15 protein-coding genes and 1 pseudogene are annotated in these 20,516 nt (G+C 63.3%); 11 read left to right on the top strand and 5 right to left on the bottom strand.

Annotation, left to right across the window (positions count from 1 at the left end; translation table 11 throughout):
* The first annotated feature begins 22 nt into the window (after positions 1-22).
* The 6 genes from C7411_RS26525 to C7411_RS26500 all read left to right on the top strand — a co-directional run bounded on the left by C7411_RS26525 (position 23) and on the right by C7411_RS26500 (position 8,168).
* Complete coding sequence (locus C7411_RS26525; protein WP_110386993.1) at positions 23-958, top strand: LysR family transcriptional regulator; 936 nt, start codon at positions 23-25, stop codon at positions 956-958.
* A gap of 40 nt (positions 959-998) precedes the next feature.
* The gene (locus tag C7411_RS26520; protein ID WP_028208346.1) at positions 999-1,673 is read left to right on the top strand and encodes a response regulator transcription factor; all 675 of its coding nucleotides are present in this window, start codon (positions 999-1,001) and stop codon (positions 1,671-1,673) included.
* A 196-nt stretch (positions 1,674-1,869) separates the two neighbouring features.
* Positions 1,870-5,133, top strand: a complete 3,264-nt coding sequence (locus C7411_RS26515; RefSeq protein WP_110386992.1) for an efflux RND transporter permease subunit — start codon at positions 1,870-1,872, stop codon at positions 5,131-5,133.
* On the top strand, positions 5,123-6,340 hold the full coding sequence (locus tag C7411_RS26510) for an efflux RND transporter periplasmic adaptor subunit (RefSeq protein WP_110386991.1): 1,218 nt from the start codon (positions 5,123-5,125) through the stop codon (positions 6,338-6,340). Before C7411_RS26515 ends, C7411_RS26510 begins: the two co-directional genes overlap by 11 nt.
* Positions 6,333-7,778 carry an efflux transporter outer membrane subunit gene (locus tag C7411_RS26505; RefSeq protein WP_110386990.1) on the top strand — a complete coding sequence of 482 codons (1,446 nt, stop codon included), beginning with the start codon at positions 6,333-6,335 and terminating at the stop codon, positions 7,776-7,778. Before C7411_RS26510 ends, C7411_RS26505 begins: the two co-directional genes overlap by 8 nt.
* A 108-nt stretch (positions 7,779-7,886) precedes the next feature.
* Positions 7,887-8,168 (top strand): DUF4148 domain-containing protein, encoded by a 282-nt coding sequence (locus C7411_RS26500; RefSeq protein WP_181431379.1) that lies wholly within the window; start codon positions 7,887-7,889, stop codon positions 8,166-8,168.
* A 136-nt stretch (positions 8,169-8,304) separates the two neighbouring features.
* Here C7411_RS26500 and C7411_RS26495 read toward each other — a convergent pair whose 3' ends face one another.
* From C7411_RS26495 to C7411_RS26475, 5 genes are all read right to left on the bottom strand, one after another.
* On the bottom strand, positions 8,305-9,042 hold the full coding sequence (locus tag C7411_RS26495) for a response regulator transcription factor (RefSeq protein ID WP_110386989.1): 738 nt from the start codon (positions 9,040-9,042) through the stop codon (positions 8,305-8,307).
* A 33-nt stretch (positions 9,043-9,075) separates the two neighbouring features.
* Complete coding sequence (locus C7411_RS26490; protein ID WP_243413359.1) at positions 9,076-10,506, bottom strand: sensor histidine kinase; 1,431 nt, start codon at positions 10,504-10,506, stop codon at positions 9,076-9,078.
* Positions 10,507-10,512: 6 nt separating this feature from the next.
* Positions 10,513-11,187 (bottom strand): response regulator transcription factor, encoded by a 675-nt coding sequence (locus C7411_RS26485; RefSeq protein ID WP_181431381.1) that lies wholly within the window; start codon positions 11,185-11,187, stop codon positions 10,513-10,515.
* A 154-nt stretch (positions 11,188-11,341) separates the two neighbouring features.
* Positions 11,342-12,040: a response regulator transcription factor gene (locus tag C7411_RS26480; protein ID WP_110386986.1), complete on the bottom strand. Its 699-nt coding sequence runs from the start codon at positions 12,038-12,040 to the stop codon at positions 11,342-11,344.
* 15 nt (positions 12,041-12,055) lie between these two features.
* Entirely contained in the window at positions 12,056-13,537 is a 1,482-nt protein-coding gene (locus C7411_RS26475; RefSeq protein WP_110386985.1) for a sensor histidine kinase, read from the bottom strand.
* Between the two features lie 433 nt (positions 13,538-13,970).
* Between C7411_RS26475 and C7411_RS26470 the strand changes: the two genes are divergently transcribed.
* The 5 genes and pseudogenes from C7411_RS26470 to C7411_RS37130 form a co-directional block, all read left to right on the top strand.
* Positions 13,971-14,285, top strand: a complete 315-nt coding sequence (locus tag C7411_RS26470) for a DUF4148 domain-containing protein (RefSeq protein WP_110386984.1) — start codon at positions 13,971-13,973, stop codon at positions 14,283-14,285.
* A gap of 1,511 nt (positions 14,286-15,796) precedes the next feature.
* Positions 15,797-17,170, top strand: a complete 1,374-nt coding sequence (locus C7411_RS26465; protein ID WP_110386983.1) for a replication initiation protein — start codon at positions 15,797-15,799, stop codon at positions 17,168-17,170.
* Positions 17,171-18,070: 900 nt separating this feature from the next.
* Complete coding sequence (gene parA / locus C7411_RS26460) at positions 18,071-18,760, top strand: ParA family partition ATPase (RefSeq protein ID WP_110386982.1); 690 nt, start codon at positions 18,071-18,073, stop codon at positions 18,758-18,760.
* Positions 18,750-19,775, top strand: a complete 1,026-nt coding sequence (locus C7411_RS26455; protein WP_110386981.1) for a ParB/RepB/Spo0J family partition protein — start codon at positions 18,750-18,752, stop codon at positions 19,773-19,775. The genes parA and C7411_RS26455 overlap by 11 nt, the downstream gene beginning before the upstream one ends.
* 517 nt (positions 19,776-20,292) lie before the next feature.
* Positions 20,293-20,516 (top strand): annotated as a pseudogene (locus C7411_RS37130) (hypothetical protein); the annotation flags it as partial.

The raw sequence follows: 20,516 nt of genomic DNA, 5'->3' as shown, positions 1-20,516 counted from the left end.
CGTCTTCCCAGGACCATCGCCCATGAACCAGCTCCAAGCCATGCGTGTCTTTACGCGCGTCGTCGATCTGAGCAGCTTTAACCTGGCCGGCAAGCAGCTCGGCATGTCGGCCGCGGCCGTCACGCGCAGCGTCGGCATGCTCGAAGCCCATCTGAACATGCGCCTCCTGAACCGCTCCACGCGCAGCCTTTCGCTCACCGAAGCCGGACGCCTCTATCTGGATGGCTGTCGCGCCGTGATCGAAAAGCTCGATCAAGTGGAATCGGAACTCGTGCGCGCCACACGCGACCCTGGCGGCGTACTGCGCATCGCTGCGCCCGCCGTGTTCGCAAGCTCGGGACTGCCCACGATGCTCGGCGCGTATCGCGCGGTCAATCCGCGCGTGGAATTCGACGTGACGGCGTACGACACGCACATTGACCTGATCGAAGGCGGCTTCGACGTGTGCTTCGCGACCGACCGGCAGAACGTGAACGCCTCGCTTGTGAGCCGCAAGCTCACCTCGATCAAGGAGATGCTCGTGGCCACGCCCGCCTGGCTCGCGCGGCACGGCATGCCGCGCGAGCCCGCCGAACTGGCCGAGCACGGCCTGCTCGCGGTTTCCAATGCACCGCGCCACTGGGAGTTCTCGAACGCCGAGGGCGTGCAGCGCATCAACGTGAACGGCCCGATGACGGCCAACGGCTATGCAACCGTGCGCGCCGCCGCGCTCGCGGACATGGGCATCGCGCTGCTGCCGCTGCCCCTCGTCGCCGACGACCTCGCGCGCGGCGCGCTCTTGCCCGTGCTCAATGCGTTCGACGTAAACGGCGGCGTGCAGCACATCTCGATCGTCTATTCCGGCCGCAATTACCTCACGATGAAGATCCGCAGTTTCATCGACTTCGCCGTGGAGCAGTTCCGCACGAACGTAGCGCAGACGCGGTCTGCGCCGGCGCCGCTGCGCGCGGTTGCCTGATGCGGCTTTCCGTTTTTTTCGTCACTACGCGTGCAAAGCCATGCCCAGAATACTAACCATTGAAGACGACGCCGTTACCGAGCGCAGCGTCGTGCCCACGCTCGCCTCGACCGGCTTCACCGTCGACGTTGCCCGCTCGGGCCGCGAAGGCATTGCGATGGTGATGGCGGGCGACTATGACGTCGTCGCGCTCGAGCGGCGCCTGCCCGACCTCGACGGTCTCACGATCGTCACCACCATGCGCGGCGTGGGTATCGAAACACCCGTGATCGTGATGAGTTCGACGACCAGTGTGGAGGAGCGCATCCAGGGGCTGCGGGCCGGCTGCGACGACTACCTCACCCGGCCGTTTTCGATCGACGAGATGTCCGCCCGTGTCGAAGCGCTCGTGCGCCGGCGCACGCGCCCTGCCACGACGGAAACCGTACTGCGCGTGGGCCCGCTCGAACTCGATCTCGTCAAGCGCCGGCTCAGCTGCCGCGACAAGGTGCTGCGCCTGCGCCCCACCGAGTTGCGCGTGCTCGAATTCATGATGCGCCATGCGGGTCAGGTCCTCACGCGCACCATGATCTTCGAAGGCGTGTGGGGCGGCCGCTTCGACCCCGGCACCAATCTCGTGGACGTTCACGTGGGACGCCTGCGCAATCGCGTGGACACACCCGGTCAACCCTCGCTCATCCGCACGATACGCGGCTCGGGCTATCTGCTCGGCTGACGCCATCTTCAATATTGCCGCCGGTGTCACCGCTTCGTTTCATTTCGTATTCCTGCAAGTGTCATGAGACCGGCGCGCAGCTAAATCTTTTTTCATTTGCCTGGCTCCCGCGTGTTAGGACGCGCCCGACACAATACCGGCGTCGGCTGCGCCCACGCGTGGCGCGCAGTCTTGCGCATGAACGGAGCCCCATCTGATGCTGAAAATCGTCCGGCTAGCCTTGAACCGTCCGTATACGTTCATCGTGCTGGCTCTCCTGATCCTGATCGCGGGCCCGCTCGCGGCCGTGCGCACACCTACCGACATCTTTCCCGACATCCGCATTCCCGTGATCAGTGTCGTGTGGAACTACGCGGGCCTGCAGCCCGACGACATGGCGGGCCGCCTCGTCAGCTATTACGAGCGCACGCTCGGCACCACCGTCAACGACGTGGCGCATATCGAGTCGCAGTCGTTTCGCGGCTACGGCGTGGTGAAGATCTTCTTTCAGCCGACAGTGGATATCCGCACGGCCACCGCGCAGGTCACCTCGGTTTCGCAAACCGTGCTCAAGCAGATGCCGCCCGGCACCACGCCGCCGCAGATCCTCAACTACAACGCGTCCACAGTGCCGGTGCTGCAACTCGCGCTCACGAGCAATACGCTCGACGAGCAGAAGCTCGCGGACTACGCGACCAACTTCATCCGTCCGCAACTGCTTTCCGTGGCGGGCGTCGCCATTCCCACGCCTTACGGCGGCAAGGTGCGCGAGGTGCAGATCGACCTCGACCCGCAAGCGCTGCAGGCGAAGCAGCTGTCGGCGCAGGATGTGGCGACCGCGCTCGCACAGCAGAACCAGATCATTCCGGCCGGCACGCAGAAAATCGGCCGCCATGAATACAACGTACGCCTGAACAACAGTCCGCTGACGATCGATCAGCTCAACGCGCTGCCCATCAAGACCGTGGACGGCACGGTGATCTATATGCGCGACGTGGCCCACGTGCGCGACGGCTATCCGCCGCAAAGCAACATCGTGCGCGTGGACGGCCACCGTGCCGTGCTCATGAGCATCATGAAGAACGGCTCGGCTTCGACACTCGATATCATCGCCGGCGTGAAAGCAAAGCTGCCGCTCATCGAGCAGTCGTTGCCGCCGGGGCTCAAGCTCGTTGCCCTCTCCGACCAGTCGGTGTTCGTGAAGGGCGCGGTCAGCGGCGTGGCGCGCGAAGGCCTGATTGCGGCCGCGCTGACCTCGGCGATGATCCTGCTCTTTCTCGGCAGCTGGCGCTCGACGCTCATCATCGCCGCCTCAATTCCGCTCGCCGTGCTGGCCGCGATCGCAGGGCTCGCCGCGTGCGGCGAAACACTCAACGTGATGACGCTCGGTGGCCTCGCGCTCGCAGTCGGCATACTCGTGGACGACGCCACCGTCACGATCGAAAACATCAACTGGCACCTCGAGCAGGGCAAGGACGTGCGCAGCGCGATTCTCGACGGCGCGGCGCAGATCGTCATGCCGGCGCTCGTCTCGCTGCTTTGCATCTGTATCGTCTTCGTGCCGATGCTGCTGCTCGACGGCATTGCGCGCTTCCTTTTCGTACCGATGGCCGAAGCCGTGATCTTCGCGATGATCGCCTCGTTCGTGCTCTCGCGCACCTTCGTGCCCATGATGGCGCGCTACCTGCTCAAGCCGCACGCTTCGCAGGGCCACGCCTCGGGCGAACTGGCCGCCGTCATGGCGCCACATGGTGCGCACGACCACGTGCCGCCCACGCGTAATCCGCTCGTGCTGTTTCAACGCGCGTTCGAGCGTCGCTTCGAACAAGTGCGCGCGCGCTATCGCGTCGTGCTCGGTCTCGCACTCACGAACCGGCGACGTTTTGTCGTGGCCTTTCTCGCGATCGTCGCGTTTTCTTTCGCGCTCACACCGTTCCTTGGCCGCAACTTCTTTCCCGATATCGATTCCGGCGAGATCGCACTGCACGTGCGTGCGCCGATCGGCACGCGCGTCGAGGAGACCGCCGATCTGTTCGACCATATCGAAGACACTGTTCGCGAAGCCATTCCGCCTGACCAGCTCACGAGTGTGATCGACAATATCGGACTGCCAAACAGCGGCATCAACCTGACCTACAACAACAGCGGCACGATCGGGCCGCAGGATGGCGACATCCTCATCTCGCTCGCCAGGTCGCACGCGCCCACCGCGCAGTACGTGCGAGAGCTGCGCACAGAACTGCCGCGCCGCTTCCCGGGCACGACGTTCTCGTTCCTGCCCGCCGATATCGTGAGCCAGATCCTCAATTTCGGTTCGCCCGCGCCGATCGACGTGCAGGTGAGTGGACCGAACCAGGCCGCAAACAAGGTCTACGCGAACGCGCTACTGCACAGGATCGCCAGGATTCCCGGCATTGCCGACCCACGCATCCAGCAGGCATCGACTTATCCGCAGCTCACGGTTGCCGTCGACCGCTCGCGCGCCGACGAACTCGGCATTACCGAGCAGGACGTGACCAATTCCGTGGTGGCGAGCCTCTCCGGCACGAGCCAGGTGTCCCCCACTTACTGGCTCAATCCGAAGAATGGGGTGTCCTACCCGATCGTCGCGCAAACGCCGCAATACCGCATGACCACGCTTTCCGACTTGCAGAACCTGCCGGTGACGGGCAGGAGCGGCGGCTCGCAGATTCTCGGTGGCATTGCCACGATCACGCGCGGCGTGAGCGACGCGGTCGTGTCCCACTACAACATCGAACCGCTCTACGACATCTATGCGACCACGCAGGGCCTCGATCTCGGCGCCGTCTCCTCGCAGATCGAAAAGGTGATTCACGCGAGCGCGAAGGACTTGCCGAAGGGTTCGACGGTCACGATGCGCGGCCAGGTGCAGACCATGAACAGCGCGTTTGCGGGTCTTCTGCTCGGTCTCGTCGGTGCGGTGGGACTCATCTACCTGCTGATCGTCGTGAACTTCCACTCGTGGAGCGATGCGTTCGTGATCGTAAGCGCCCTGCCCGCCGCGCTTGCGGGCATCGTCTGGATGCTCTTCACCACGCACACGCCGCTGTCCGTGCCGGCGCTCACAGGCGCGATTCTCTGCATGGGCGTGGCGACCGCGAACAGCATTCTCGTGGTGTCGTTCGCCCGTGAGCGTCTCGCCGTCACCGGCGACGCCATGCGCGCCGCGCTCGAAGCGGGCTTCACGCGCTTTCGCCCCGTGCTCATGACCGCGCTCGCCATGATCATCGGCATGGCACCAATGGCGTTCGGCATGGGCGACGGCGGCGAGCAGAACGCGCCGCTCGGACGCGCCGTGATCGGCGGCCTGCTCTGCGCGACCTGCGCGACGCTGCTGTTCGTGCCCGTGGTGTTCAGCCTCGTGCACAAAAGCAATCGGTACCGCAGCGAAGATAACAAGCATAACGAATCATCCACGGATCAACCTGCCCTCGAATCGGGAGAAGCCCATGTCTACTGAAATCGACATCGCCTCGCCGCAGCCGCTGCGTCACCTGAAATCCGTTGCCGCCATCGCGTTGATGGTAGCGGCCGGCATCGTGTCCGGCGGCATCTTCAGCCGTGTTCACGCACATCAGGAACTCGCCACGTGGACCGACGCGCAGGCCATTCCCACCGTCGCGACCGTGCAGCCGCAAGCGAGCCCGGCATCGGAGCCGCTCGTGCTCCCGGGGCGCCTCGCCGCCTATATCAACGCGCCGATCTATGCGCGTGTGTCCGGCTATCTGCACGCGTGGTACGCCGATATCGGCACGCACGTCAAGGCGGGCCAACTGCTCGGCGTGATCGACACGCCCGACCTCGACCAGCAACTTCAGCAGGCCCGCGCCGATCTGCAGAACTCCGTCGCCAACGAGAAGCTTGCCGCCACCACGGCGAGGCGCTGGACCGAGATGCTCAAGCAAGACTCGGTCTCGCAGCAGGAGGCCGACGAGAAATCCTCCGACCTGATCGCCAAGCAAGCCACCGTGGAGGCGAACGAGGCCAACGTGCGGCGGCTCGAGGCGCTCGAATCGTTCAAGCGCATCACGGCCCCTTTTGAGGGCATCGTCACCGCACGCAAGACGGACGTAGGCGCGCTGATCGACGCCGGCAGCGGCAGCGGCCCCGACCTCTTCACCGTCTCCGATGCGAGCCAGTTGCGCGTGTACGTAAGCGTGCCGCAAAGCGACGCCGCCTCGATCAAGCCGGGCATGCACGCCACGCTCACCGTGCCCGAGCGCCCCGGCGTAAAGTTCGACGCGAAGCTCGTGGACACCGACCAGTCGATCTCGCCCGCCTCGGGCACGATGCTCGTGCAGCTCGCCGTGGACAACAAGCAAGGCCTGCTCTTCCCCGGCGAGTACACCGAAGTCCACCTCGCGATGCCGGGCGACGCGCATGCGCTCTTCGTGCCCGCAAGCGCGCTGATCTTCCGCGCGCACGGCATGCAGATCGCTGTCGCCGATGCGCGTCAGCACGTGCAGTTGCGCGACGTGACGATCGGCACGGACCTCGGCACGCGCGTGGAGATTACTTCCGGCCTGCATGCGGGCGAGCGCGTGATCGACAATCCGCCGGATTCGCTCGCGAGCGGCGACCTCGTGCGCCTCGCGTCCGCCAATGCGCCAGGCGCGCAATCGACGCAAACCGCCACCATGCACGACCCGGAGCGTGCGCATGGCTAAGCCGTTCGTGCCTGCGCACCCGTTGCGCGCCGCGGCGCTTGCGGCGGCCCTGCTGCTCTCGGCGTGCTCGTTCGCGCCCGCGTATCGCGCGCCCGTCACGGCCATTCCCACGCACTTCAAGGAAGCGGGCGGCTGGCAGACAGCGCGCCCCGCCGACCAGCTCCCGCGTGACGGATGGTGGCGCGCGTTCGACGATCCTGTGTTGAATCAGCTCGAGCCGCAGGTTGCGAAGGCGAATCCGAACGTCGCCGCAGCGCTCGCGCGTCACGACGAAGCCGATGCGCTCGTCGCCCAGGCGCGCTCGGCACTGCTGCCGAGTGTCGGCGCAGAGGCGAACGTGTCGCGCGAGCGCCAGTCGGCGCTGCGCCCGCTACGTGGCTCGGATCAGCCGAACGTGTACAACTCGAACACGCTCGACGTGGGCATCGGCTACGACATCGACCTGTGGGGCAAGGTGCGCAACGAGGTGAAGGCAGACGAGGCCTCGAGCGTAGCCAGCGAGGCCGATATCGCGTCGCTGCAACTGAGCCTGCAGGCAAGGCTCGCCACGACGTGGTTCGATCTGCTCGGACTCGACCAGCAGTCGAAGCTGCTCGACGAGACCATCGCCGCCTATCGTCACGCGCTGGATCTGACCGAGAGCCGCCATCGCGGCGGCATTGCTTCTTCGCTCGACGTCTCGCGCGCGAAAACGCAGCTCGCCTCCGCGCAGGCCGCAGCCGATGACGTGAGCGCGCGCCGCGCGCTTTACGAGCACGCCATCGCCACGCTCATCGGCGTGCCGGCCTCGCAGTTCAACGTCGCACCGGACACGATCCGCCCGCACCTGCCGAATCTGCCCGCGGGCCTGCCGTCGGCGCTGCTGCAGCGGCGGCCCGATATTGCTGCCGCGGAGCGGCGCGTCGCCGCCGCCAACGCGCGAATTGGCGTGGCGAAGGCCGCGTTCTTCCCCGATCTCTCGCTTGGCCTGGACGGCGGCTTCCAGAGCGACACATTCTCGCCGTGGATCGTCGCGCCCAACGAGATGTGGTCGATCGGGCCCACGCTCATGATGACGATCTTCGACGGCGGGCGCCGCGCGGCGGTTGTGCGCGGCGCGCGGGCGTTGCTCGCCGAAAACGGCGCGCAGTACAAGGCGACGGTGCTGGGCGCGTTCCAGCAGGTCGAGGACAACCTCGCCCTGCTGCACCATCTCGGCGACGAAGCACAGCGCGAAGACGAGGCGCTTACGGCGGCGCAGCGCACCCTTACGCTCTCGATGTCGCGCTACCGCGACGGCGTGGTGAGCTACCTCGACGTCGTGACGGCGCAAACCACCGAACTCTCCACGCAGATCGCCTCGCTGGAACTGGACACGCGGCGCCTCGATGCCACCGTGGGCCTCATACAGGCGATAGGAGGCGGGTGGAGTCTTGCGCCGATAAACATTTCTTCATGATGCTGCATCCGGTTCGATATGGTGAACTAACTATTCTACTCATACCGGGATGCGATCTATCGCATTCGCTGACCGGCTAACCGATCTCACTTCTGGAGGAATAGTCACATGAAGACGCTCATGATCATCGCTGCGCTCGCCGGTGTCGTCACCACCACGTCAGCTTTTGCACAAACCTCGGCGCCTGCCGGCACGCAAACCAGCCAGCCCGCGGCAACCACCCAGGTCGCGGCGAACGACACCGCCCCCACGGTTGCGCCCGGCACATGGGTACCGCCTTATGGGCAACCGGTCCATGAAAAGACGCGCGCCGAGGTGTACCACGAGCTTGTTCAGGCGGAGCAGGATGGTCAGCTCGCGTACCTGAACTCCACGCTCTATGAGCACTGAGCACGACAGGCAGGGCTTTTCAGGCACGAATGAACGGCACGCTATCCGCGTGCCGTTTGCTTTTCGATGTTAACAAACTCATGCATTCACGCCCGGACAGGTAACCGGTTCCCACAAACGGTTACCTCAGCGCGCATCAGTCAACCGTCGGCCAGGTCAGTTGATAGCCGTAGCGGCTGATGGTATCGATGCGCACATCGATGCCCTCGCGCGCGAGCTTGCGGCGCAAGCGCGAAACGACGAGGTTGACGGTCGAAGCGTCGATGTCGTCCTTCTCGGGCCACGCGTAGCGGATCATCTGGTCGCGCGGCACGGGCACGTTGGTTTGACGCATCAGGCACTCGACGAGCAGGTACTCGCGGCGCGTGAGTTCCGCGCGGCGCGAACCCTCCACGATCTCGCGCGTACCCGCATCGAGCTGCGGCGCGTTCTGGACGGGCTGTGCGCCGCTTGCGGCCTGCACGGCCTGCGCGGGCTGTCCGCCCTGCACGCCACCGCCGCACGCCGCCGTGGTGCGCAACAGCGCGTGCATGCGCTCGTGCATTTCGATGAAGGAGAACGGGTAGCGAAAGCACGCGTCGGCGCCCGCGCGCAGCACCTTCGAGCGCTCGGTCGCGCTCGCTTCGATGCCGAGCACGGCGATGATCGTCGCGCCGGCCGCGAGCTTCGAGAACCCGGGAAGGATCCCGTGCAGCGCAGGCAGCAGCGCGCTGTCGAGCGCCATGACGATCACTGCATCGAATGGCTCCTCTCCAGCGACGAAAAGGCCGTCGCGCAGGTCTTCCGCGCGTTGCAGGCTATGCGCGCTTTCCTGCAGGGCCTTCTGCAGCCAGGCGCCTTCGGCGTGATTCGGCGAGATGAGGAGTATGCGCATGACGGCAAGTGCCCGGCGGCTGGACGGAAGAGGTCAGGCGAGGGAGCGCGGCCAGCATTCCACGCTCATGCGCGTACCCGGGCCGCCCGGCGTCCCGCCGGCCAGTTCGCGTGCGTCGTCGATGCGCAGCGTGAAATCGTGGACGCGCATCACGGCGGCGACGACCGACAGCCCCAGGCCCGAGCCGGCGATATGACGCACCGCCTCGCCGCGATAGAAGCGCTGCAGGACCGCCGCGCGCTCGCCAGGCGCAATGCCGGGACCGTTATCCGCCACTTCGAGCAAGGGACCGGGCGGCGTTGAGCGCAGCGTCACGCTCACCACGCCGCCTTGTGGCGCAAACTTGATGGCGTTGTCGATGAGATTGTTGAACGCCTCGAACAGCAGCGCGCGGTCGCCGTGAATCTCGGCGACGGGCTCGGCCGCGATGCGCCATTCGAGTTCGCGGCTCTCGGCGAGCGGCTCGTAGAGGTCGGCGAGTTCCTGCACCAGTTCGTGCAGGTCGACGGCTGCGAAGCCGCCGCGCCTTTGCAGTGTGCCGATCTCGGAGATGCGCAGCATGGCGCGGAAGCGTTCGAGCAGTTGGCCCGTCTCGGTGCGGGCCTGATCGAGCAGCACCGCACCGGCGGAGTCGCCGCGCACGCTGTCGCGCTCGGCCACGCGTGCGAGCAGCGTGTGCAGATGCACGAGCGGCGTGCGCAGGTCGTGTGCAATGCCATCGCAGGCGCCCTTCACTTCACCCATCAGCCGCTCCACTTCGTCGAGCATGTGGTTCACGAGATGCGCGAGCATGTCGAGCTCGTCGTCGCCGCCCACGGGCAGGCGCCGATCCAGGTCGCCGCGCGCGATGCATTCGGTCACACGGCGGATTTCGCGTACGCGCCGGATCTGGCGCATGCCGAGCACGAGGCCGCCCGCCGCCGCCGCAAGCAATGCGAGCACGGCACCCGCCGCGAGCGTGCGCACCATGATCTTGCGAATGCGCAGCACGCTCGTCATGTCGCGCGCGACGACGAGGCGCAAGCCGCTCGGCCGCACCTCACCCATGGCCCGGACCACGGGCGAGACGTCGCGGCCGAGCAGCTTCACCGTATGCGCGTGGGTGCTGCCTTCGCGCGTATAGGTCAGGTTCAGCGGGGGCGCGAGCAGGTCTCCCGCGACGTAGCGGCCGTCACTCGTAAAGAGTCCACAATAATTGACGTGCATGCGCTCGTGTTCGAGCCGCTGATGTATCGCCTCGGGTAACTGCGCATCGGGAATCGAATCGAAATAGATGAGTTGCCAGCCCATGATCGAATCGGCGTCGCGCTCGATCGTCGTGCTCGCGGTCCACGCAATGAAGCCGACCAGCAGCGTGAGAAAGACGCCGAACAGCGCGGTGTAGGCGCACAGCCAGCGGAACGTCGTGGTGGGCCAGCGCCGGCGCAAAGGCGCGGACGCGGCGGGAGAAGAAAGGCTCGACAAAGCGGTTTATCCGAGAATGTAGCCGGAGCCTCGCACGGTCTGAATGAGCGGCGGCACGCCCGGAGGATCGATTTTCTTGCGCAGGCGGCCCATGTGCACGTCGATCAGGTTGGTACCCGGATCGAAGTGGTAGCCCCATACGGCTTCGAACAGCATGGTGCGGGTGATGGTCTTGCCTGCATGGCGCATCATGAATTCGAGCACGCGATACTCGGTCGGCAGCAGCACGACTTCTTCGCCGTCGCGGCGCACCTTGCGCGAAATGAGGTCGAGTTCGAGCGGTCCCACGCGCAACGCGGTTTCGCGAGCGACGCTCGCGGCCTGGCGGCGGCGCAGCAGCACCTCGAGGCGCGCGGTCAGTTCTTCGGGGTCGAAAGGCTTGGTGAGGTAGTCGTCGCCGCCCGCGCGCAGGCCGCGTACGCGTTCATCGACGTCGCCGAGCGCGCTCAGCATCAGCACCGGCGTCTGAATGCCGACCGTGCGCATGGCCGTGAGGATCGATAGACCGTCCACGCCCGGCAGCATGCGGTCGAGCGTAATGGCGTCGTATTCGTCGCTCATCGCGCGGGCCATGCCGTCGCGACCGTTATCGACCCATTCGACCGCAAAGCCGCGCCGCGTCAGCTCGCTGACGATTTCGTTGGCTGTGACGGCATCGTCCTCCACCGTCAAAACGCGCACCTGACTCATCTTTCTCGCACTCCGTCGTGCCGGCGGCACGACTATTCGGGAGCCTCGAGTTTACCGTTGCGCCCGCGCCGCGCCGCGATTCCTTTCATGAAATTAAATTTAAGGTTGCAACGGCAATACGGTCGCGCGCGCTGTGCCTGAGTGCTTACGTATCGTTTACGCCGATGGTTGTTTTCCGCGCGTGCAGATCGAGTTGATAGCCGTAGCGGCTCACTGTCTCGACGTTCGCCTGCGCGCCGTGCGACGCGAGTTTGCGCCGCAAACGCGACACGACGAGGTTCACGCTCGACGGCTCGACGTCGGCCTTGTCGGGCCACGCATAGCGAATCAGCTGCTCGCGCGCGACGGGCGCGCCCGCATGGCGCAGCAGGCATTCGACGAGCAGATACTCGCGCGTGGTGAGCGGTATGCGCCGGATGCCCTCCACGAGGTCCCGCGTGGAGGGGTCGAGGTGCACGCGCGGTGCGCTCGCGTGAACGAGCGCGCCGCGGCGCAGCGCCAGCATACGCTCCTGAATTTCGATAATGGACCAGGGCTGCACGAAGCACGCATCGGCACCCGCGCGCAGCAGGCGCGCGCAGTCCGCGGGTGTCGCGTGTGCGAGCGCAACGACGATCGCCGGTGCGTCGGGCAAGCGCGTAAAGGCCGCGAGCGCGGCCGCGATACCGTCGTGCGCCTCAGGCGAGGCAGCGCAGAGGAACACCGTGTCGAACGGCTCCTGCGATGCGAGATAGACGGCGTACTCGACGTTATCGGCAACCTCGACGCTGTTCAGGCTCTCGCTCAGCGCCTTGTAGAGGTAACCTCGTTCGGCAGCCGAGGACGAGCACAGCAGGAGCCTCATCGATCATTGGCCCAATCATTGGCCCGCTTGGCCGTGGCGCGCCCGATGCGTCCAGCAGTCGATCGTGACGATCGTCCCCGGATTCGCCGCGCCGATGGCAAGGCGAAAATCGTGCAGCCGCACGATGGCCGAGACGATACCGAGCCCGAGGCCGGTGCCCGGAAGGTGGCGCGTGCGCTCGCTGCGATAGAAGCGCCCGAGCACCGCGTCGCGTTCTCCGGGCGCGATGCCGGGTCCGTTGTCGGAGATGGCAAGCTGCGGTCCGCGCGAGAGTGCGCGCAACTCGACCTGCACCGCGCCGCCGCGCGGCACGAATTTGATGGCGTTGTCGAGCAGATTGCTCAACGCTTCGAAGAGCAGCGCGCGGTCGGCGTGAATGGGTTCGACCGGCGCTACGGTGGCGTGCATGTCGATGGCTTTTTCCTCGGCAAGCGGGGCGTAGAGTTCGCATAGCTCGTGCACGAGATCGGACAGAACCACACTCGCAAAGCCGCGGCGGCGATCGATGGCGCCGATCTCCGAAATACGCAGGAGTGCGGAGAAACGCTCGAGCACGGCATCGGCCTCCCCTCGCGCGCCGACCAGCACGCCGGCGAGCACCGCCTCGCCGCGCTGCTCCATCGCAACGGCCGCGTGTGAGAGGCGCAGGCGCAATCGCGTGAGCGGCGTGCGCAGATCGTGGGCGATGCCGTCACATGCACTCTTCACCTCGCCCATCAGGCGCTCGACTTCGTCGAGCATGCGGTTCACGAGGTGCGCGAGCATGTCGAGTTCGTCGCGCCCGGCGACCGGCAGCCGCATCGCGAGGTCGCCGTTCGCGATGCGTCGCGTGGCGCGCCTGATCTGGGCGACGCGCCGGATCTGCCGCATGCTCAGCACGAGTCCGGCGCACAGGCTAGCGGTAAGACACAGGAGACCGCCGCCGATCAACGCCTTCATCAGTTCGTCATGAACGTGGCGCACGTCGGAGAGCGTGCGCGCGACGACAAGGCACGCGCCATCGGGTCGAATCTCTCCCATGGCGCGCAAGAACGATCGCACGGAGCCGGGATCGAGCACGAACGTCTGGCCGCGCGTGTGCTCGTGCGACTGGCCATAGCGTCCCGGCACAAGACCCTTGGGCATCGCGCGGATATCGCCGGCAAGCCAGTGCCCGTCCGGCGCGAACAGGCCGTAGAAGTTATCGCGCCGGTCGGGACGGCTCAGGCGCGCGTCGATGGCGCCGGCGAGGCTCGTATCGCTGCGCGAATCGAAGTAGCGCAGTTGCCAGCGCAGGCCGCTGTCGGTTTCGCGCATCATGGCGCGCGTCACGGAGTATTCGATCACGCCGAGCAGCGCCATGAACGCGAGCGAGAAGATCGTCGCGTAAGCGGTGAACCAGCGGAACGTGGTCGTCTGCCAGTGGTCGCGGCCAATTTCCCGTACGTCCGGCGCTGCCCGCGACGACGCCGGAACGAACAAGCCACGCCCGAACGCCACCCAGTCGGGCAAGTTCATCGCGCGCCTCGCATGCGGGGCTCCGAGTCGTGCAAGGCCGGCACGCGTGCGGCCGCGCGCCGTGCGCGCGGTGCTCTCTCGCTGACTGACATGGCTGCCCCCCGATGGCAATGAATGGTTGGCTCGACGACTCACTGGCGAACCCACGAATGCGGATGCGCTCGTACCCGGCAATCATAGTTGCACGCCCTCGACACAACGGCATCACGGCAATGAAGAGCGCGTCATCTTCTTACTGGCGCTTGACGCACACCTGTCATTTTGTCAATTCGTGCGTACGCGAAGTCTCGTGTCATGCGCGCGTGGGGCAGATGAACCTTCTGTCATCCGGCTGAGCCCGATCCAGCGTCGGCACCTCCTTATCCTCGAATCCGTTTGTTCGCGCGTTCGCGCGTAGCCATTTCGTAGCGGGTTCATCAAAAGGAGGATCATCATGCAGTCATGGCTGAAGTTCGTGTGGGTGCCGTTTGTGGGAGCGGTGAGCGTAGGCGCGGTCGCCGCGCCGGACCTGACGCAACAGGAATGTCACAGCTACCCGTTCGTCAAACCGGCCCACGAGGTCACGCATGCGGACCTGATGCGGGAACTCAGGGAACTCGAGGCGGCGGGTTACCAACCGAACGCGAACGACAACGTTTATCCCGCCGATATCGAAGCCGCCCAGCAGCGTCTCGCCGACATGTACCGCAGCGATTGCCTGCCGCAGCACACCGCGGCCGCGGCTACCTTTCCCGCGAAGTCAGACTGAGATCGGGCGTGCAGCGGGCCATAGGTCACCGATGGAATTTGTGCAGTGCACCTTGCCCGGTTTGCGCCTGGTTTTTCGTGATTGCTTCGGGTTGCTGCCCAAATGGACCTTCGGTGGCTCCCATATCTGGTGACCTGAGTGGGGTAACCGGAAATGGGAGGAACGGTTGGTCCCCGTGTGAGTTCTCCAGGTTGCCCGTTCCCGTGATCTGGAGTGAGCGGGTGTCCTGGGCTGGCACAGCGCTCCGCGGCCATGCTCCCCAGGGTTTCGTGGCTATTCAGCCGATCCCATAGGCCGTTACCTTTGGAAGAAGAACCGCACCATAGCCGGTAACCATCCGGGTAGTTTCTCCAATAAATCAATGATCTGGTTCTTGATCTAAATGTCGATTCTCAAGAAGAGGGGACTTAGGTAATGACCTATGGTGCCCGCAAAGCGTTGTAGATGGGCCAGGTAACCGGGAATGGGGCCACGGAGGTTGGTGACCACTCACATGTGTTCAGGTCCCCGGTTTTGGGAGACGTCTTTCTCATCGAACGCGTGTTTCAGTGTTTACCCTTTACGCTTTAACAGCTTTAGTAAACCTTTAGACGCCGCAAACCCTTACCTGGCAAGGCTTTGCGGCCGATTTGGTGGCGCGTTATGGGATTTGCGGTGCCGGGTATGGGAGTTTTGGGTTGTGGATATGGGACTTTGGTAGCCGGGCATGGGGTTTACGGGTTGTGGATATGGGGGGAAGGTTGCCCGTTATGGGAAACGGCCCGGATTTGCCTTCAGGTCACTGTCTATGGGAATCAACGAAGGTCGCCGGTTATGGGATGGATGCCTTTTCTGATGGCGTTTCCGGAGCCTGCTCCCCTGAGTTCAGGTCACCGTTTTTGGGAATCTGCAAAGGTAACCAGATATGGTGGCTTTTCGGGGGAGGAATATCGGCGTCACCGAGCGCCGAGTCGGCGCCCCCGCATGAATCCTTGCGTGCAAGGAAGGTAGCTGCACCAAGGTAACAGCCTATGGGAAGTGCTATGGGTCACAGGTTATGGGGGCGAGCGCTCATTTGCAGATCTGCGAAGCCGTATTTTTGCCTTCGCATGGGTAACCATTCATGGGAGCCGGTTCAGGTCACCATTTATGGGCGCCATGAGCGTGCCCAGGCTTGGCCGACCCATTCCGGGTGACAACCGGGATAGCGGCGTGAATAATCCCATGGACGGCTACCTGTCGAGCACGAATTGACAGAGTAAGCACTCACATTCAGCCTGAAGGTCACTGGCTATGGGATAGTTTTCAAGGCGCGGCGATCCGAAGGTCGCCGGTTATGGGCTCGTGGGCGGGCTCCGCCTTGAGTGCCCCGGACGGGTTTCCAGTGGCCGTCGAGGTACGGAATCGCCGGCTGTCAATGCTCTTCGCCCTTGGGTGTCGTGCCGCGTCACGATTGCGTTTGCGGCCTTGAGTCACCTGGTCGGTTGGTATACAGTTACCAACCGACCAGGTTCCCTTTCAACGTGGGTCATATGGCAAGAAAAAAGGCCGAAGCCGGCGACGCCGACAAACAAGGTGCACTCGTATTCCAGCAAGGCCAGCCGCCTGATTTGTTCCGCAAGGCTGTTCCGGCGATTCATATCGCGCCGAAATCCGGATCGATCAGCCTGCAGCAGCGCAAGATGTTCAGTTCGCTGATCAAGAATGCCATTCGCCAGGATTCCCTCGACCGCGGCCGCTCGTCGTTCGAGATTACGATCTCCGCCCTCTCGCAGGACGTCGATCTGAACAGCAACAACACTGAGTACGTCAAAGAAACGATCAACTCGCTCATCAGCACGGTCGTCAACTGGGACTACCTCACGCAGGACAAGCGCAGCATCTGGAAAGCGTCTGGTTTGCTTGCCGGCGCCGAGCTCGAGCGATCGGTATTGCGTTATACCTTCTCCGAGCAGATTCGCGGCGAACTGCTCAATCCCGAGATCTACGCGATGATCGACATGCGCATCACGCGTCAGTTCAGGAAGGCGCATTCGCTTGCGCTGTGGGAGAACGTCGTTCGCTACGAGGCCGTGGGCGTGACGGCGCGCTTTCCGCTCGCGACGCTGCGCGACCTGATCCTTGGGCAAGATACTTCGGCGCAATCGTACAAGCTCTACAAGCAGTTCAAGAGCCGTGTGCTGGTGCCCTGCATCAAGGAAGTCAACGAGATTTCGGATCACCTGTTCGAGCTCATCGAGCACAAGGTGGGACGTTCGGTTGTCGCCCTGCAGTTCCGTGTAACCCGCAAGCCGGAGACCGATCCGTCCCAGGAACTGCGTGCCAACGAAACGCTGCTGATTGGCGAGATGTCGAAGTTCAGCATCCCGGTTTCCGAGGCGCGGCGCCTGCTCAAGCAGTACGGCGAGGACAAGATTCGCACAGCCGTGGCCTATACCGCGGCACGCGTGGCGCAGAAAAACGCAGCGCCGCTCGCTAACGTTGCGGCGTATTTCCGCAAGGCGCTGACCGAGGGCTACGAGTTGCCTGGCGCGAATGCCGCCTCGCCCGCCGCCGACGCCGGCCGCGCACGCGAGAGTCAGGATCAGGTGAAGGACCGCTATATCGCTGCGAAGATCAATGAGGCGCGCGCCTACTTCAACGAGCTCGAGTACGACGACCAGACTGCGCTGATCAAGCGCTACAACGAGACGGTCGGTATGGACAAGCTCAAGGTGTCGACGGCGAAAGTGCCGAGCAAGATGGCATCGACGAACTTCTTCCGTTGGGTGGTGCTGGACACCTGGGGTCAACCGACTGCTGCCGATCTGCTTGAATTCCTGTTGAGCGGACAACAGGCGCCGGCTGGGGGCGAAGGCATGCAGGCTGCGGAAATCGATCTTGCGTTGAAAACGCGGGACGGGTGAAAATAATCGAAGCAACAGGACGGCGGCTTCGGCCGCCGTTTTTTTTGCGCGATTCGCTGTGAGTCCATGTGAGTTGCGCGCAAGGCGATTTGATTAAATATAACGACGTAGAAATCGTAGCTAAATATATACATTTGAGATGTCTGCGCGTCAGAGGGGCTGGCTTTCCTGATGGTGCGCCAGTTCCGACTGCTTGAGTGCGTCAGAGTGATGTTCGTGTTTCATCTCAGCGTGTCGCAGGTGCTGATGCCACCTGGTTAGGCTAGCATCCACTTACTGTTCCAACGCATTCTGCCATTCTGGATAACGCAGCTCACGCGTAAACATCCTTTCTGAATCCCGACGGATGAATCTCCACGTGGAGATTCGCTGGTCACCCGTACTGGCCGGATTATTTCCATCTCGTCCACGTCACAGTCGCAGCACTGGGTTGCTCAAGGTCAAGTCGATGAATCTTCACGTGGAGATTTGCGCGATGCGCCCTCAACACCCTCCCGCCCTCCATCGGGACAGACAGATCCAGTACATTCATCCAACTCAAACCTTCCCCTCCCCGTCATATCTGCATTACGTGGCTGTGCAAAGATATTGCGACTCATCGATCTGCGAGCAGTCCGGAACTCTGTATCCTGGATGGCCTTCTGCGATCTCCACGTGGAGATCGCTCCCACCGTTGTTGAGACATCGCAATCTAGCCAATGTGCCCGCCCGCCAATCTTCCGAATTGCGTCTAATCCTTATCCGTTCGGCCAATGGGTTGTGAACTGACAACGTCTGAGTCAGAAATCCTAGAATTTACTTTAAGTTGCTATTAGACTCTCAACTGATCTGCCGGAGTCTCCACGTGGAGAGTGCGCCTGGGAGGCTCATCTGCTGTTGAACAATTGCATGGAGAAACGAATGGGTCTCGTGATAGCCGTAGCGAACCAAAAAGGTGGGGTTGGCAAAACTACCACCAGCATGAATCTGGCTGGGGCATTTCAGGCTGAAGGCTACAAGGTCTATGTCGCCGATGCCGATGGTCAGCAATCTTGCATGAGTTGGTGTGCCGCGGCGGGTCCTGAAACACCTCTGCCGTTCCGCGTCGGCAGCATTCACAAGCTGGAAAAGATGATTGGGCCGGAAATCGCCGCGCTGGCGAACGACTACGACGTCGTGATCGTCGACTGTCCGCCCAATATCAACGACCTGACTACTGCGCGAGTTCTTGCCGTCGCCGACGCCACCGTCATTCCGACGGATGCATCACCGATCGACATCTGGAGTAGCGAAGGGATGATGGAGTTGGTCGAACGAACCCGCGTTGCCAACCCGGCAGGAAAATTTGCAATTTTGCTGAATAAATCTAATTCGAAGACACTGCTGCATACGCAGATGAGCGCCATCCTCGCCGAGAGCAACGTCCGCGTATTTTCCGCAACCATCAAACAGCGCGAGCTCTATCGCCAGACGGCAGCGCTTGGCCGCACCGTCTTCGATGTGCGCGGCGTGCGTGGGACGAAAGTCGCGAAAGACGAGATCAGCGCCGTCTACAACGAGATCATTACGCTGGTTCAGGAAGAAGAGGAAGAGGTGATCGATGGCCGCTAAGCTGAATTTCACCAGCAAGGTCCGCGCGGGCATGGCTGCCGAGCGCGTTTCGGCTGGCGAGCGGCTCGCCGAAGCCGATGTCGTCAATATCGCGCAACGCGACGCGGGTGCACCCGTCGCCGTAGACACGCCGTCCGCCCAGCCAGCCGAAGCCATCGAGGCGCCGCTTTCGCTGCACGCGGTCCGGAAGATTTCGGTCGAAGATGTCGTCTCCAATCCGTACAATCCGCGCGCGTTCTACAGCGCCGAGACGATCGACGAGCTGGCCGAAAGCTTTGCGACGCAAGGGCAGATCACGCCGATCCTGGTCACGAAACTCTCGGCGTTTCCCGGCAAATATGTGATCGTCGACGGCGAGCGGCGTATTCGCGCTGCGCGTTCGCGCGGCGACAAGTTCATCGACGCCGACGTGCGCGAGGGTCTCGACAACCAGAACCTGTACCTGCGCGCCTATCACGCCAACAAGGAGCGCGAGGAACAGACGGTATTCGACGATGCCCTTGCGTGGAAGAAACTGCTCGACGATCGCGTCTACGTCGACCAGGTCGAGCTGGGGGTGGCCGTAGGCGAAGATCCGAAGCACATCAGCAAGGTGATTGCGCTTACGTCACTGCCGCCTTATCTGCTGCAGAGGATGGCGCAGAATCGCAAGGATGTCGGACTCGGTCACGCCTACAACATCAAGCTGATCTTCGACCGTGCGGGCCCAACGGTCGCCGAGCATTGGCTTGCGCAGGTGATCGAAGGGAAGGCGAGCGTGCGCAAGCTCGAGGCGGCGGCTTCGGCTGAAGCGGGCGCGCGCAGCGTGGGACCGCGCCGTACGCATTACCAGTCCCGCGTCCAGTTCAATCGACCGGACGGCGTCGCGCTGGGCGAACTGAAGCTGTTCGGCGATGGGCGCGCGGAGTTGAGCCTGAAGGGCATCGCGCCTTCCGATCAGCAACGACTGGCCGAGCGCGTGAAGGCGGTCATCGAGCAGTGGGCTTCGGAAATGGACATCACCGGGACGGCCTGAGCGTCACGGGCGTCTCGGCTAACGGTAGCAGGGGAGGGCGTCGTCAGGCGCCCTTTTTCGTTGTAGCTACGATATGAGCCGAACGGGGTCACCACCGGGGTCGAATCCGTGAAACAGCCGGGAAAAAATGACGATTCAATCTTAATCCTTAAAAATCAATTGGTTAGGTTAAGTTTTCTAGAATGTTTCACGAAACATGTCAGCTGGGCACGGTTAAATCCCGCTTATTTGCGTTCCCAGTCATGGCGATATTCACCTCGAATCGAAACCGTAGCAAAAAATACGTAATTTGTAGTACATCACTGGTGGCAAAATTGTGGGCAATTGACAATACCTTTCCCCCAGGTCATCCTCCACAAAATGAACTGCCGCCTTTTCACGATCGCGCTGATTATTAGCACCATTCAACGAATGGTGGGTTAGCGTACGTCTGGCAGCAGTGACAACAACCCGCCCCAAGAGGCGGGTTTTTTGTTTCCGCCTCCTGGCCAAAACGAAAGTGAGTACAGGAGCCGTCATGCAGGTGCATCAAAGCCGCCCCACCGCCAAAGCAAACGAAGCCACCGAAGTCGCGGGAGCCTCTGATTCCGCCCAGTCTCGTCGCGACGGAAACGACTATCTCCGCAAGATTCTCACGGCGCGTGTGTACGACGCCGCCCGCGAGACCGAACTCGAGCGCGCCCCGAACCTCTCGGCGCGTCTGCGCAACGCCGTGTTCCTCAAGCGCGAGGACAACCAGCC

Origin of the sequence: Paraburkholderia silvatlantica (genome assembly GCF_003096715.1) — a bacterium.
GTDB lineage: Bacteria > Pseudomonadota > Gammaproteobacteria > Burkholderiales > Burkholderiaceae > Paraburkholderia > Paraburkholderia silvatlantica.
Note: the sequence above shows the minus strand (reverse complement) of the source record. Positions and strands in the feature narration are given on the sequence as shown.

Excerpts from the sequence above, each read along its gene's own strand:
- C7411_RS26525 (WP_110386993.1), top strand. The coding sequence starts at position 23 with ATGAACCAGCTCCAAGCCATGCGTGTCTTTACGCGCGTCGTCGATCTG.
- C7411_RS26520 (WP_028208346.1), top strand. The coding sequence starts at position 999 with ATGCCCAGAATACTAACCATTGAAGACGACGCCGTTACCGAGCGCAGC.
- C7411_RS26515 (WP_110386992.1), top strand. The coding sequence starts at position 1,870 with ATGCTGAAAATCGTCCGGCTAGCCTTGAACCGTCCGTATACGTTCATC.
- C7411_RS26510 (WP_110386991.1), top strand. The coding sequence starts at position 5,123 with ATGTCTACTGAAATCGACATCGCCTCGCCGCAGCCGCTGCGTCACCTG.
- C7411_RS26505 (WP_110386990.1), top strand. The coding sequence starts at position 6,333 with ATGGCTAAGCCGTTCGTGCCTGCGCACCCGTTGCGCGCCGCGGCGCTT.
- C7411_RS26500 (WP_181431379.1), top strand. The coding sequence starts at position 7,887 with ATGAAGACGCTCATGATCATCGCTGCGCTCGCCGGTGTCGTCACCACC.
- C7411_RS26495 (WP_110386989.1), bottom strand. The coding sequence starts at position 9,042 with ATGCGCATACTCCTCATCTCGCCGAATCACGCCGAAGGCGCCTGGCTG.
- C7411_RS26480 (WP_110386986.1), bottom strand. The coding sequence starts at position 12,040 with ATGAGGCTCCTGCTGTGCTCGTCCTCGGCTGCCGAACGAGGTTACCTC.
- C7411_RS26475 (WP_110386985.1), bottom strand. The coding sequence starts at position 13,537 with ATGAACTTGCCCGACTGGGTGGCGTTCGGGCGTGGCTTGTTCGTTCCG.
- C7411_RS26470 (WP_110386984.1), top strand. The coding sequence starts at position 13,971 with ATGCAGTCATGGCTGAAGTTCGTGTGGGTGCCGTTTGTGGGAGCGGTG.
- C7411_RS26465 (WP_110386983.1), top strand. The coding sequence starts at position 15,797 with ATGGCAAGAAAAAAGGCCGAAGCCGGCGACGCCGACAAACAAGGTGCA.
- parA (WP_110386982.1), top strand. The coding sequence starts at position 18,071 with ATGGGTCTCGTGATAGCCGTAGCGAACCAAAAAGGTGGGGTTGGCAAA.
- C7411_RS26455 (WP_110386981.1), top strand. The coding sequence starts at position 18,750 with ATGGCCGCTAAGCTGAATTTCACCAGCAAGGTCCGCGCGGGCATGGCT.